The sequence below is a fragment of the Haloarchaeobius iranensis genome, from assembly GCF_900103505.1.
GTDB classification, from domain to species: Archaea; Halobacteriota; Halobacteria; order Halobacteriales; family Natrialbaceae; genus Haloarchaeobius; species Haloarchaeobius iranensis.
In genome coordinates this window covers 241,234-254,332 of the sequence record NZ_FNIA01000001.1, presented here as the reverse complement: position 1 = coordinate 254,332, position 13,099 = coordinate 241,234, and the positions used below count along the sequence as shown (strand labels likewise).

The following is a 13,099-nucleotide window of genomic DNA, read 5'->3' as shown; positions in this document are numbered from 1 at the left end:
GCCGTCAGGCCGACCGGCTCGCGTCCACGTCGATGGCGTCAACCGGACAGACGTCGACACAGAGCATGCAGTCGATGCACTGGGCCTCGCTGACCGGGTCCGCCTTGATCTCCGACTCCGGGTGGCCGGGCGTGTCCACCCACTCGAACACGTCGACGGGACAGTCCTCCAGACATGCGCCATCGGCGAGGCAGATGTCGAAGTCCACCGCCACGTGCGTGCCGTGGATGCCGAGCTGGTCCGGTTCGTCGACGGGGCCCCAGACGGCGTGTCCGTCGTGCTCGTCGACGGCCTCGCGGTTCTCGTCGAAGTTCGGGTCGATAGCCATGGCTGTCAGTCGGCGACCGACCGGGAAAAACCACCCGACTCCACCACGAACTCAGTACAGCTCGCCGCCCAGCGGCACGTCCTCGTCCGGTGTGACCAGCACGGGGTTGCCGTCATCGCCCGGGACACCGATGGTCAGCGCCTCGGAGACGTAGCCCGCGATGTTCACGGTGCCGATGTCCGTCGCACAGAGCACCTGCCGGCCGGGGAGGTCGGCCACGTCGTGGTGGTAGCCGAGCTGGGCGGCCGACCGGAGCTCCTCGTCGCCCACGTCGAGCGTGAGCTTCACGAGCTCGGGCTTTCGCGCCTCGGGGAACGGCTCGGCGTCGACGATTTCGGCGACACGAATCGTGGCGTCGAACGGACCACTCATGGCCGCCCGGTCGCACCGCCGACACCTAAAGCTCCCGCAGCCTGCAGCTATTTGCCGCCCGCCGCCGTCGCATCGCTCATGGAGAAGGTGACCATCGCCGACTGCGACCGTCGCATGGGTCCCGCCGACGAGAAGCGCCCGCTGGCCGACGCGCTCGGCGCGACCGACCTCGCGCTCAACTACTACGAGCTCGCGCCGGGGGACAGTCTCGGGTTCGGCTACCACCGGCACGCCGACCAGGAGGAGGTGTTCTACGTCCAGTCCGGCGTCGTCACGTTCGAGACGGAGTCAGGGGATGTGCCCGTCGAACCGGGCGAGGTTGCCCGGTTCGAACCCGGCGAGTGGCAGCTCGGGACCAACGAGGGCGACGAGCGCGCCGCCGTCCTCGCGATGGGCGCACCGAAGGAGGCGGGCGAGCTCACCATGCTCCGCCACTGCGAGGACTGCGACGAGCGCACCGAGCAAACCATCTCGCTCACCGACGGGCGCGACGCGGTCGCCACCACCTGCGTCGACTGCGGTGCGGAGACCGGCCGGTTCACCTGAGTCGGCGGGCTCCCCACCGCCCTTCATGTCGGCGCGGCACCAACGGTCACGTATGAACGCCTGGCCGACCATCGTCTACGACGACGACTGCGGGTTCTGCACGTGGAGCGCGCGCTACGCTGCGGCCCGCGGACCCTTCGTACTCGTCGGGTTCTCCGAGCTCACGGACGAGCAGCTGGCACGGCTCCCGCCGGACTACGAGTCCTGCGCGCACCTGTTCGTCGGCGACGAGACCTACTCCTGCGGGGCGGCCGCCGAGGAGGTCGTCGCCCGCATGGACTCCTGGGAGCACCGCCCGATGACCGCGTTCCAGCTGCTTCCCGAGGCCGTACGGTCGGCCGTCCGTGAACCGCTCTACCGGACGATGGCGAACAACCGGGACGTCCTCGGGAAGCTTCGGCGGTGCGAGCCACCGGCTCGGGGCGGGTAGAAATGGAAGTGGAAAGTCGACGCGTTCTACGTTACGTACGGGTGTAGTAAAACAAGTTTCGCTACCGCGACCAGTTGCCGGTAGGCCGCGGGTTCTTGTGCCGTCTCGAATCGCCGCGCATCGTCGGAGACGACTCGACGACCGCGTGGGCGGTGCAGACGAAGCCGGCCTCGCCGAGCACGCTCCGGAATCGCTCGGACTCGTCGGCGGACAGCTCGACGCTTCCCGACGCGACGGCAGCCCGGATCGGCTCGCGGCGGTCGGCCGGAACCACCCGGTCTGCGACGGTCACGAGCGTCGAGTTCTGGCCCACGTCGGCGGCGTCGAGCGCGAGCATGTGGTGACCCATGTTGTCGCCGACGACCGGGCCTTCGAGCCGGGACACCTCGTCCTCGGTCCGGAGGTAGTCAGCGTTCTCGAACGTGTGGAACGCCTCCGGGACCACCTCGTGGCCGCCGGCGACGTATCCCCCTCGACGACGAGCTCGTCCGCGATGTCGCGCTCGCCGTCGGTCAGGTTGCCGTAGACGAGGACCTCGCCGGTCGTCTCGCTCTCGGTCGCCGCCACCGCCTCGACCACGTACGTCGCCTCCTCGGCGAACCCTGCGTAGCTCGACGTGGGGTCGTACGTCTCGCCCCGAAACCTGATGCGGTCGAACGCGCCGAACACCAGCCGGGCGTCTTCGTCGACGGGTCCGTCCTCGGGCAGGTAGTCGACGCGTCCGTCGGTCGCGACGGCGTCGCTGACGAGCGTCCGAACGCGTTCGTTCCCGAGGACGGCGGTCGCATCGTCGGGGACCGCCACGGGGGTCGACGCGTTGAAGCTCCCGGACTGGTTCGGGCTCGGTCGTGAGCCGCGTCGTGGTCCGGTTCGGTGTTGTCGTCGCCGGTGTCTGGTCGGCTGTGCCGTCCGAACCGCCGCCGAACAGACAGCCACCGAGCGCGGCCGTCAGTCCGAGCACGCCGGTCCGGAGGAGGGCTCTGCGGGAGGGCATCGCCCGCCGGGTGGCCCCCGGTAAGTGCTTTGTCCGGCTCAGCGGAGCAGGTCGGCGAGCTCGTGCAGGCTTTCGAGCGTGTGGTCGGGCGTGACATCCTCGCCACCGGGGGCCGCTGCCCGCGCCTCGACCGGCGTCGTCCCGTCGTCCGGACACCACGCGACCCGCAGGCCCGCCCGGGCCGCCCCGCAGACGTCGTGGTGGAACGAGTCGCCGACGTAGAGCGCGCGGTCGGCGGGGACAGCGAGCTCGGCCAGCGCCGTCTCGAACGGTTCGGGCGCGGGCTTCGGTTCGGCCACCTCGTCGACGTACACCGCGGTCTCGAAGGCGTCGGCGATGCCCAGGGTCGAGAGCTTGGCCGCCTGCACCGCGCGCTCGCCGTTCGTGACGAGCCCGACGCGGTAGCCGTCCCGTGCTGATTCGAGCGCGGCCGCCGCGCCGGGCCGGAACTCGACCCGGTCGCGGGCGAGCACCGCGCCGAAGGCCTCGTACAGCACCCGGGCGTCGCCGGGGTCGCCGCCGTGGCGCTCGGCGGCCCGCTCGAACGCGCTAATCCAGAAGTCGGCGTGGGTCCGGTCCGGCGGGAACGCCTGCGCCGCGGCGACGGCTTCGAGGTCGGCGTAGCTGCAGAACGGCTCCACGCCTGCGCGGTCGAACGCCTGCGGCAGTATCTCGGCACCGGCCTGCTCGTACGTCGTCAGCGTGTCGTCGAGGTCGAACAGCACTGCGTCGATACTTCTCGTCGGTCCAGGTCCGTCGTCTGGAGTGCCTGTCATGGTTGCTCCGCCGCGTGACGTGCGGCGGCCGGCGACAGCGTGGCCCAGCCACGGCTGTTGCCTGCTGAGGACGTGGTCGAATCGGCAGCGCGTTCCGTTCAGCGTTTCGGTCCCGTTTTCACGCCCGCCGCGCCAGCACGACGACGCCGAGGACGACCAGCAGGACACCCCAGAGCCCGTCGCTCCCGGGCAGTGCGGCGAGCACGAGGGTCACGAGACCGGAGCTGAGCAGCGACCAGCCGAGTGTCGAGGGCATGGGCGTGCTTCGCGGCCTGGACGGGTAGGTGTGGTGCCGGGGACCTCTTGCTCGCGGGTCGCTACGCTCCCCGCTCGCAAACAGGAGGTTCTTCGCTGACGCTCAGCGCCTCGCTACTCGAACGCGGCGATGCCCGTCAGGTCCTGTCCGAGGATGAGCGTGTGGATGTCGTGGGTGCCCTCGTAGGTGTACACCGTCTCCATGTTCGCCATGTGGCGCATCGGCGAGTAGTCCGAGGTGATGCCGTTGCCGCCGAGCATCTCGCGGGCGACGCGGGCCTGGTCGCGGGCCATCCGGACGTTGTTGCGCTTGGCCATCGAGACGTGCTGCGGGCGGAGGTCGCCGCGCTCCTTGAGCTCGGCGAGGCGGTGTGCGAGCAGCTGGCTCGTCGTTATCTGGGTGGCCATCTCGGCGAGCTTCTCCTGCTGGAGCTGGAAGCTGGCGATGGGCGTGTCGAACTGCTCGCGGTCCGTCGCGTAGTCGCGGGCGACCTCGAAGCAGTCGCGCGCCGCGCCGACCGCGCCCCAGGCGATGCCGTAGCGGGCCTGCGTGAGACACGACAGCGGGCCCTTCATGCCCTCGACACCGGGGAGGACGTTCTCCTCGGGCACGAACACGTCGTTGAGGCCGAACTCGCCCGTGATGGAGGCCCGGAGCGAGAGCTTCTCCGTTATCTTGTTGACGACGAAGCCGTCGCGGTCGGTCTCCACGAGGAAGCCACGCACCGGGTTCCCGTCGCTGGACTTGTCCCGCGCCCAGACGACCGCCACGTCGGCGATGGGCGCGTTCGTGATCCACGTCTTCGAGCCGTTGAGGACGTAGCCGCCGTCGGCGGCCTCCGCGCGCGTCTCCATCGCGGAGGGGTTGGAGCCGTGCTCGGGCTCGGTGAGGCCGAAGCAGCCGATCTTCTCGCCGCGACCCATGTCGGGCAGCCACTGCTCCTTCTGTGCCTCGCTGCCGAAGGCGTGGATGGGGTACATGACGAGCGCGCCCTGCACGCTGGCCATCGACCGGAGGCCGGAGTCACACGCCTCCAGCTCCTGCATCAGCAGGCCGTACGCCGTCTCGGAGACGTTCGGCAGGTCGTAGCCGTCCAGGTTCGGGGCGTAGAAGCCCATCTCGCCCATCTCGGTGATGAGCTCGGTGGGGAACGTCCCCGCCTCGTAGTGGTCGGCGATATCGGGTCTGACGCGCTCCTCGACGAACTCGCGGGCGGTGTCACGGATGAGCCGCTCCTCGTCGCCGAGGTCGGATTCGAGGCCGACGAAGTCGAGCATACTGTTGGTCCGGACCACACGCTGAAAAATACTCCTAAATGTTGCCTCGACCCTGTCTGTCCTTCCGTTCAGGACTGGGAGACGACGGCGCGCCCGACCGAAGTTCACGTGAATTGTAAACTTCGGGGGGCGGCACCGTCCGACCAGCCGGGTGGCGCGCGGCCGTGCTGCGTGTCGAGCGACAGCGAGACGCGCAGCACCCGCTCGCGCGAGGGATGAGCGAGGGAGTGGGAGACGCGAGCGCTAGCGAGCGTCTCCACGCGGAACGGCGAGCGAAGCGAGCCGTGGAGCACTGCGACCGAGCGAAGAGGCTGGGGAGGCGTGAGGTGCGGGGCTGTGCGGTCGGGTGTGCCCGTGAGCGAGCCTGCGAGCGAACGGGGGCTCGTCGGAGCTTGCTCCGACGGTGGGACTGAAAGGGGCGAGGTTCTCGGCGTCTCCACGAGCGAAGCGAGTGGAGGCTCGGAAGACGGAGTCTTCCGGCGAACCCCGGCGACGTTCCCGTGAGTGAGCGCTAGCGAACGAACGGGAAGCAGCGAGACGAACACAGTGAGTCTCGCCAGCCAAGCACCGCAGGAACGAGGAGCGGTCACGAGACGCGCTGTTCGAGCACGCGGTCGCCGCTCTCGGCACACGTCAGCGCCACGACGTCGTAGGCGTTACAGCAGGACTCGACGGTCTCCTCCTTCATCTCGACGGCACCGCCGTCGGGGCACTCTTCGAGGAACACGCGGAGCCCGTTGAGCACGCGGCCGCGGGCGACGGGGTCGAGGGCGGCCCAGGCGTCGCGGTCGAAGGCGGCGAGTGCGTGCCCGCCGGCGATGTCGACCCGCAGCGCGGTGCGGGAGGGCCACTCGCCGGCGCGCTGGCCGTCGCGTTCGAGGATGACGGCCTCCGCGCGGAAGTCGAGGTCGTAGTCGCCGTCGCCGAGGCCGAAGACCGTGCGGACGTCCTCCGGACCGGGGTCCTCGACGGCGGCGAGTTCCTCGTCCCAGCGCTCGGCGAAGGACTCGGTGAGGCAGACGTCGTCGATGTCCTCGCAGGGCTCGATCGCGCCGGCGTCGGAGAGGTACGTCTCGGGGTCGACCTCCCGGGTGTCGCCGGCCGCCGGCATCGGATGTTCGGGCTCCTTGCCGAACAGTCGGAGGACGGACTCGGGCATGTAGCGCTTGGTGAGCGTCGGCGTGCCGGGGACCAGGTAGCCCCGGAGCCAGATGCTCGCCGCGGAGACGACGAGGACGAGGAGAGCGGCACCCCCAGCGACCGTGGTACTCGCGTTCGCGAGCGTCAGGAGAGCGACGTCGACGACGCCCGCCAGCACCAGTGCGATGAGTACGTTCACGGTCGTACAGGGCCAGCAACGGTTCTCCCCCGTGTACTCCGGCTCTCGGACGCGAGACAGCGCTGTCATGGTTGTTTACAGGAACGGTGCCGATTGTTATATTCGTTTCCCGGGTATCCGCCGGCAGGCGGTCGAACGCGCGCCGGCCGAACGTCAGTCGCTCGCGGCGGTCGGTCGCTCGTCGCGGACCGCGGCGGCGTACTGCAGGAAGTTGTCGAACAGCGCCTTCGCCTCGCAGGCCTTCGCGTAGTTCTCGTCGGTGATGCCGGCGACGACGCGCGCCTTGCGCTCCTCGCTCAGTTCGTCCTTGCCCTCGGTGACGGTGCGGGCAGTCTCGGGGTCGTACTCGGGGTGGAACTGCACGCCGAAGACGTGTCCCTTCCGGAAGCCGTGGTTGCCGTACTCGTTGGTGGCGATCTCCCGGGCTCCCTCGGGGAGCTCGACGACCGCGTCGGAGTGCGTGGTGAAGACGGTGAAGCGGTCCGAGAGCCCGTCGAGCAGCGGGTCATCACCGTTGCGCTCGACCTCGCGGTAGCCGATCTCGTACTCGCCCATGGCGTCGACCTCGCCGCCGAGCGCCTCGGCGAGCAGCTGGTGTCCCCAGCAGACACCCAGGCAGGGGAGGCCGCGTCCGGCGGCCTCGCGGGCGTACTCGCGTGCGGCACGAATCCACGGCTCGTCCCAGTACACCGACGAGCGCGACCCCGTGACGACCACGGCGTCGTACTCGAAGGTCTCGGGCAGCTCGCCCTCGGTGACGGAGAACTCCGCCACGTCTGCGTCCAGCTCCCGACGGAAGTTCCGTCGGGTGTCCGCCCCGTCGTGAGCGGCGTTCAACAGCGCGATTCGGAGTCGGCTCATGGTCGGAACCCACGGCATGGCCCCTAATGGGCGTTGCGCCCCGGCGAATCCTGCCGAGGACGGGGGCACGCCGGGCACGCCTAACTCTGTAGGACGCACCTCTACTGTCGACCGCGCCAAACAGAAGACTGCGGTCGACGTGTCGGAGCACCCCACGAGAGGCCGACTGACGGACCGTGCCATCGGCCACGACGCGTCGGACCCCACGACCGCACCGCTCGCAAACCGACCCCAACCACCACCGCACCCACCGACAGTCCACCGATCGGACTCCACGACACCGCACCCCACCTACTGCGACACCGCGACAGCCGCTCCCGCCGCCGTCTGCCCCCGCTCGCGCCGGACAGCCCGGCCGTGCCATCCCAGGCCCTCCTGCCATCCCTCCCTCCGAGCACTCGTCCACGACCAGCGGAGTCAGTCCTCGCTCTCGAAGAATCCCAGGAGCGCGTCGTTCACCGGACGTGACCGCTCGATACCGACGAAGTGGCTCGCGTCGGGGTACGTGACCACCTCGCCACGGGGGAGTTCGTCGGCGAGTCGACGCCCGGCTTCCGGGTCGAGAAGTTCGTCCGCGCCGGGAACGACGACCAGCGTCGGGTGGTCGACCTCGTACAGCGGCTCCGCGTCGAAGCCGTCGAGCGCCGCGCGCTGGTTCTCCCACGACTCGCGGTCCGCGTCCTCGTCGCCGCGCCAGTCCGCGATACCGTCGAGCACGTCGGGCTGTTCGGCCCGGAAATCGGCGGAGAGCGCCGGCGAGAGCGTCTCCCTGCAGGCACCGGCGTCTGCGGGGTCGGCGAACAGCGGCTCCGGGTCGTAGGCGTCGCCGGTCGCCGCGCCGGCGAGCAGCGCGAGCTTCCGGACGCGGCCCGAGTTGCGGGCGTAGTGCAGCGCGACCATCGCGCCGAGGCCGCTCCCGACGAGGTGGACCGAGTCGGTGCCGTGGTCCCGAAGCACGACGTCGAGGTCGTTCGCCAGCGTCGCCACCGAGCACGGTCCGGCCGGCGGGTCCGAGCCGTCGGTGCCGCGCATCGCCCAGGTCAGCGTCTCGAACGGGCCGGCGAGGCCGGCGTGCTGCCAGCCCCAGAACCACGGGCCGACGCCGATGTCCGGCACGAACGCAACCGTCGCGCCGTCGCCGTCGGTCCGGTACTGCAGCGTCGTCCCGTCGCGCGTCGTGGTCGGCATGGCTGTGGGGAGCAGTCGCCACCGGAAAGTATTCACGGATGGTGACGACGATACGACGTGATGCAACGCCGTCAGTTCCTCGCGGCGGCCGGCGGTGCCCTCACCGTCGCCCTCGCCGGCTGCAGCCGCCCTCCCCGCGTCGACCTCCGACTGGTCGCCCTCCCCGACGCCGACATCGGGGAGCAGCTGGTACGGCCCGCCCGCGACCTCTCGCCCGAGGGGCAGACCGTCGTCCGTCGCGCACACGAGAACGGGTCGTACGTCCGGACGAGCACCGATTGGAACGGCCCGTACGTCCACGACGGGCGGGTCGTGAGCTTCGAGGACCGCGTCTTCGCCGTCCGCACTACCCGCGTCGGTGTCGAACGCCGAACACTGGACACGTTCGACGTGACCTACACCGGCCGCGGCGACAACACGACCGTCGAGGTCGACTCCGATGCCCGCATCGTCGACCACGGCGACCTCCCAGCCATCGACCGGGAGATGTTCGACTCCGCAGACCCCGGCTCGCTGGCCCGAGACGGCAGCGCGATGTCGGCGTTCGTCCGGGACGACTACCCCGACGACGCCGACTCCGTGTTCGTCCCCGAGCAGGAGTACGACGCGGTCAGGTACGATGGCCACACCTTCCTCGTCGAGTACCAGGGGCCGCGAACCGTCGAGAACGGTCGGTTCCGGTACGAACTCGAACCGCTCGCGCCGGACGTGGCGACGTACGTCGAGCGCGTCGTCGACGAGCACGTGTTCACCCTCGCCCGGAACGACCTCTCCGAGGAGCAGCGCGGGATGGTCGACACCGCCATCGAGGAGGGCTACAGTGAGGAGAAGGAGCTCTCCGAGGCGTTCGCCGCTCTCGTCGAGCGCATCAGCGCCCACGAGCCGGTCGACCGGTCACACTCGAACCGGTGGTACGTCCTCCGCTACGACGGCACCACGTACTACGCCACCGTGGACGACAACGACCGCCCGGACCGCACCACGGACCGGCCGTACCGGACGACCGACGAGGAGGACGACGAGACCGGCGAGGGCACCGCGACGACCACCGCTCGCTGACCGCTCCCCTCACTGCCGTCGTCCCCGACCGTTCCGGGCTTCTTTTGCCACGCCACTGCGAGGTATCGACAATGCACGCGATCAAGGACAGCGTCCACGACTACATCGAGGTGTCGGGCGTCGTCGCGGACCTGCTCGACACGGCGGCGATGCAGCGGCTCCGCCACATCAAGCAGCTCTCGACGGTGCGACTCGTCTACCCCTCCGCGAACCACACGCGCTTCGAGCACTCGCTGGGCGTCTACCATCTCGCCCGCCGGGCCTGTCGCCACCTCGACATCGAGGGCAGCCGCGCCGAGGCGGTGCAGGCCGCCGCCGTCCTCCACGACGTGGGCCACGGGCCGTACGGCCACCAGACCGAGGGCATCATCGAGCGCCGCCTCGGCCGACACCACGACGAGGTGCACGACCTGCTCGAGGAGACGGCACTCGCCGACGTGCTCGAATCGCACGGCATCTCGACGACGGTCGTCGCCGACCTCATCGACGGCCAGGGGAAGCTCGGCCAGCTCGTCTCCGGCGAGCTCGACGCGGACCGGATGGACTACCTGGTGCGCGACGCCCACCACTCCGGGGTGCCCTACGGCACCATCGACCAGGCCCGCCTCCTCCGTGCGCTCACCTTCATCGACGGCGACCTCGCGCTCGCCGAGGGGAACCTCGCGACCGCCGAGTCGATGCTCGTCGCCCGGGCGCTGATGAACGCCACCGTCTACCGTCATCACGTCCCCCGCATCGCCGGCGAGATGCTGGAGAGCGCCTGCGAACGGCTGCTCGACGGCACCGACCTGGACGCCGAGCGCTTCGCACGGATGACCGACGACGAGCTGGTTGCCGCGCTGCGTGACCACGAGCCCACCGCCGAGGACGCCGCCCGCCTCGCCGAGCGCGACCTCTACAAGCGCGCGGTCTGGGCCGAACTCGACGACGTGCCCGACGGAATCGTGGACGCGGGCCACGCGGACGAACGCGAAGCCGAGCGCGCCGTCGCCGAGGCCGCCGGCGTTCCCGAGCGGGCCGTCCTCCTCGACGTCCCCGGCCGCCCCGCCATGCCCGAGTCCTCGACCCGCGTCGTCGTCAACGGCGAGGTCCGCCGGCTGCGGGACGCCTCGCCGCTGGTGCAGGGCCTCCAGGCAGCCAGCACGGTCCAGTGGCGGCTCGGCGTCTACGCCCCCGAGGAGCACGTCGAGCCCGTCCGCGAGGCCGCCCTCGACACGCTCGACCTCCCGTCGTCCGGCACCCGACCCTCCGGCGACCGCGAAGCCTTCGTTTAGCCAATACGTTTACAGTGGTGGCTCCCGGAATCGTATACGGGGTTACGACCCCCCAGATCGGATCAGTCGTTGCCTCCTGATCGATGCCCTGCTCGGCCGGGACCGAGTGGGGACTGGGATACGCCACTATCATATCCTTTTGGTGGCGCGAACCACGGTTCGGAGCCGCCGCTGTGGCTGCTCGGCCGTGACGTGCCGGGTCGAGAAGACGCGCGCCGGACCGTTCAGTAGCCGTTCCGCTGGTCGACCTCCTCCGCAGTCGGCAGCACGCCCTCCTCCGCGCCCCTGTAGTAGACGAACCCCCAGTAGGCGCCGTTGGCGAGGTAGGTGAACGCCGAGCCCCAGGCGACGCCGACGAGGAACAGGAGCACGCTGAACGAGGCGACGATGCGGAGGACGACGAGCAGCAGGATGTACAGCAGGCTGTACTTGAGGTAGTGCGTGCTGAACGCGAAATCGAACGTGAGGCTGGACGAGAACGTCTTCGTGATGCTTCCCGTGACGGGGTAGACGGTCAGTGCGGCGGGGAACAGGTAGAACCCGGCGAGGCCGAAGATTACGGCGACCGCATCGTGGAGCATCGCGCCGGCGACGACCGCACCGACCCAGACGGCACATGCGAGGGTGAACGCAACGACGTAGCCGACCCCGTCGGTGAGCATGTCGCCGTAGTCGGCGAACTCGGGCTGCGTGCGGCCCTGTGCGGCGTAGCGGGTGAGGCGGAACACGTAGCCGAACAGGAACACGAGCGGGAGGAACACGAGCAGCGGGCTGACCAGCACGACCGCCCCGGCCTTCAGGAGCGGCCCCCAGCCACGCTGGGTAGGGTAGGAGAACGCGAAGTCGAACGCGCCCTTCTGTCGCCAGTCGATGTGTTTCACGCCGTCGTCGCCGTCGGGTCGGTTCGGCGGGGCGCGGGTGGTCTCCCTGCGACGCTCGTGTTCGTCGCGGCGTGCACCGTGGTCCGGGTGCGGACTGTCGAAGTTCCAGCCGGTACGGTCGGCTGTCGACGCTGGCTCGCCGGCCGTCCGGTCGCCGGCGCGCCGCGCATCGCCGCCGGGAGCGCGCTGCGCGTCGGGCCGGCGACGACGCTGGCGGCCACGCCGTCGGTCGTCGGGTGGGTCGGTCGGTCGCCGCCCGTCGTCCGGTGACCGTTCGGCCCGGCGCGGCCCGTGGCTGTCGTCGGCCGGGGGGCCACCTCCGGCGGCGGGACGGTCGTCGGTCGAGCGCTCCGGCGGTGTGGTCGGCTCGGTGTCTGCACGCCACTCGTCCTCGTCGCCGTCCCACGAGTAGCTCGGGTACGCGGACTCGTCGTCGGCCGGGTCGCCGTCGGCCGGGTCGCCACCCTCCTCGCCGGGCGGATGGTCGGTAGTGCGGCCGTCGTCCGGGTCGTCCTCGTCCCGGCTCATACAGCCGTCACCTGCCGAACGCTGTGGAACGCCATCTATTTGACACGATGGTGGGTGGTCGGAAAAAACCTTCCGGCAGCCGAGGACACGCACTACCCGTCCGTGGGCGGCAGCGGTTCGACCCGTCCGTCCTCGAGGGCCTCGCCGTAGAGGTAGCCCCAGTACGCAGCCGGCACCAGCGCCGCGAGCGGCAGGAGGAAGGCGGCGAAGGTGACGAGCAGCAACACGAGAAAGCCCACGACCAGCAGTCCGACCAGGAGCACGGCGTCGGCGAAGAAGTGGAGGGCGTACCGCCGGGTGAACGCGAACTCCGGCGTGCGGACGGCGGCCTCGCGGAGGTCCTCGGTCGCCGCGTACGTCGTGAACAGTCCGGGCAGGAGGTACGACCCGCCGAGTGCGAGCACGCTGGCGAGCAGGGTGCTCTCGCCCGCGCTCAGATACACCAGCGTCCCCAGCCCGCCGACGGCACCCCACCAGAGCACGGTGACGACGACGCCGCACTTCGCGATCCCCCAGATGTCGTCGTAGCCGGGCGGCTCCTCGGCCCGTGCGGCCGCGCCGGCGAGCCGGGTGAGGTAGCCGACCGCCAGCACGCCGGGCACGACGAGGAAGGAGAGGATGCCGAGGACGCCGGTGAGCAGGGCCGCCGACCCACCCTCCCCGAACGGGTACCTGAGGCTGAACGTCACCACGCCGGCGTCGAAGATACCCGGGTCCATCGCCTCGTCGGACCGTGGGTCCGCGGGCTGTCGCTCGTACCGGGGGTCGCCGAGCCGGTCGACCCATCGGTCCGGGCCGGCGTCCCCCGGTCCACCGCCGCCGTGGGCGGCCGGCTGCCCGCGGCCCGGCGGCGAGCGAGCCTCGTCGTCCCACGGCCGCCCCTCGGCATCGCGGGGGCTGGCCGCGGTGTCGTCCCACGTCGGCTCTGGCTCGTCGTCGCGGCTCACGGCCCCACCTCGTGCGGCCGGCAGCACCGCTGTCGGCACATAC

Annotated in this window: 16 protein-coding genes; 4 read left to right on the top strand and 12 right to left on the bottom strand. The window is 70.4% G+C overall.

Annotated features, from left to right (window positions below; genetic code table 11):
* Positions 1–4: 4 nt before the first annotated feature.
* Both BLT27_RS01180 and BLT27_RS01175 read right to left on the bottom strand, forming a co-directional pair.
* Positions 5–328: a 4Fe-4S dicluster domain-containing protein gene (locus BLT27_RS01180; protein ID WP_089731200.1), complete on the bottom strand. Its 324-nt coding sequence runs from the start codon at positions 326–328 to the stop codon at positions 5–7.
* 51 nt (positions 329–379) lie between these two features.
* Positions 380–700: a tRNA-binding protein gene (locus BLT27_RS01175; RefSeq protein ID WP_089731199.1), complete on the bottom strand. Its 321-nt coding sequence runs from the start codon at positions 698–700 to the stop codon at positions 380–382.
* 78 nt (positions 701–778) lie between these two features.
* Between BLT27_RS01175 and BLT27_RS01170 the strand changes: the two genes are divergently transcribed.
* Positions 779–1,246, top strand: a complete 468-nt coding sequence (locus BLT27_RS01170) for a cupin domain-containing protein (RefSeq protein WP_089731198.1) — start codon at positions 779–781, stop codon at positions 1,244–1,246.
* A 52-nt stretch (positions 1,247–1,298) separates the two neighbouring features.
* Positions 1,299–1,676: a thiol-disulfide oxidoreductase DCC family protein gene (locus BLT27_RS01165; protein WP_245707574.1), complete on the top strand. Its 378-nt coding sequence runs from the start codon at positions 1,299–1,301 to the stop codon at positions 1,674–1,676.
* A gap of 61 nt (positions 1,677–1,737) precedes the next feature.
* Here BLT27_RS01165 and BLT27_RS01160 read toward each other — a convergent pair whose 3' ends face one another.
* From BLT27_RS01160 to BLT27_RS01130, 8 genes are all read right to left on the bottom strand, one after another.
* On the bottom strand, positions 1,738–2,013 hold the full coding sequence (locus BLT27_RS01160) for a hypothetical protein (protein WP_089731196.1): 276 nt from the start codon (positions 2,011–2,013) through the stop codon (positions 1,738–1,740).
* A complete protein-coding gene (locus tag BLT27_RS01155) occupies positions 1,965–2,480 on the bottom strand; it encodes a hypothetical protein (protein ID WP_089731195.1) in 516 nt (171 codons plus the stop codon). Before BLT27_RS01155 ends, BLT27_RS01160 begins: the two co-directional genes overlap by 49 nt.
* A 228-nt stretch (positions 2,481–2,708) precedes the next feature.
* The gene (locus tag BLT27_RS01150) at positions 2,709–3,446 is read right to left on the bottom strand and encodes an HAD family hydrolase (protein ID WP_089731194.1); all 738 of its coding nucleotides are present in this window, start codon (positions 3,444–3,446) and stop codon (positions 2,709–2,711) included.
* A 118-nt stretch (positions 3,447–3,564) separates the two neighbouring features.
* Positions 3,565–3,702, bottom strand: a complete 138-nt coding sequence (locus BLT27_RS19525) for a hypothetical protein (protein ID WP_175526331.1) — start codon at positions 3,700–3,702, stop codon at positions 3,565–3,567.
* Between the two features lie 113 nt (positions 3,703–3,815).
* Positions 3,816–4,979, bottom strand: coding sequence for an acyl-CoA dehydrogenase family protein (locus BLT27_RS01145; RefSeq protein WP_089731193.1), 1,164 nt, complete (start codon positions 4,977–4,979; stop codon positions 3,816–3,818).
* Positions 4,980–5,565: 586 nt separating this feature from the next.
* A complete protein-coding gene (locus tag BLT27_RS01140; protein WP_089731192.1) occupies positions 5,566–6,387 on the bottom strand; it encodes a DUF8054 domain-containing protein in 822 nt (273 codons plus the stop codon).
* 84 nt (positions 6,388–6,471) lie between these two features.
* On the bottom strand, positions 6,472–7,179 hold the full coding sequence (locus tag BLT27_RS01135; RefSeq protein WP_089731191.1) for a type 1 glutamine amidotransferase: 708 nt from the start codon (positions 7,177–7,179) through the stop codon (positions 6,472–6,474).
* Positions 7,180–7,596: 417 nt separating this feature from the next.
* Positions 7,597–8,367 carry an alpha/beta fold hydrolase gene (locus BLT27_RS01130; RefSeq protein ID WP_089731190.1) on the bottom strand — a complete coding sequence of 257 codons (771 nt, stop codon included), beginning with the start codon at positions 8,365–8,367 and terminating at the stop codon, positions 7,597–7,599.
* 60 nt (positions 8,368–8,427) lie between these two features.
* On the opposite strand from BLT27_RS01130, the gene BLT27_RS01125 reads away from it, so the two are divergent.
* Together BLT27_RS01125 and BLT27_RS01120 are read left to right on the top strand one after the other, a co-directional pair.
* Complete coding sequence (locus tag BLT27_RS01125; RefSeq protein ID WP_089731189.1) at positions 8,428–9,426, top strand: hypothetical protein; 999 nt, start codon at positions 8,428–8,430, stop codon at positions 9,424–9,426.
* A gap of 71 nt (positions 9,427–9,497) precedes the next feature.
* Positions 9,498–10,700, top strand: a complete 1,203-nt coding sequence (locus BLT27_RS01120; protein ID WP_089731188.1) for an HD domain-containing protein — start codon at positions 9,498–9,500, stop codon at positions 10,698–10,700.
* A 224-nt stretch (positions 10,701–10,924) separates the two neighbouring features.
* On the opposite strand, the gene BLT27_RS01115 is transcribed toward BLT27_RS01120, so the two are convergent.
* Positions 10,925–12,109, bottom strand: coding sequence for a DUF4013 domain-containing protein (locus BLT27_RS01115; RefSeq protein WP_089731187.1), 1,185 nt, complete (start codon positions 12,107–12,109; stop codon positions 10,925–10,927).
* Between the two features lie 92 nt (positions 12,110–12,201).
* Positions 12,202–13,056, bottom strand: coding sequence for a hypothetical protein (locus BLT27_RS01110; protein ID WP_139172225.1), 855 nt, complete (start codon positions 13,054–13,056; stop codon positions 12,202–12,204).
* Positions 13,057–13,099 lie beyond the last annotated feature (43 nt).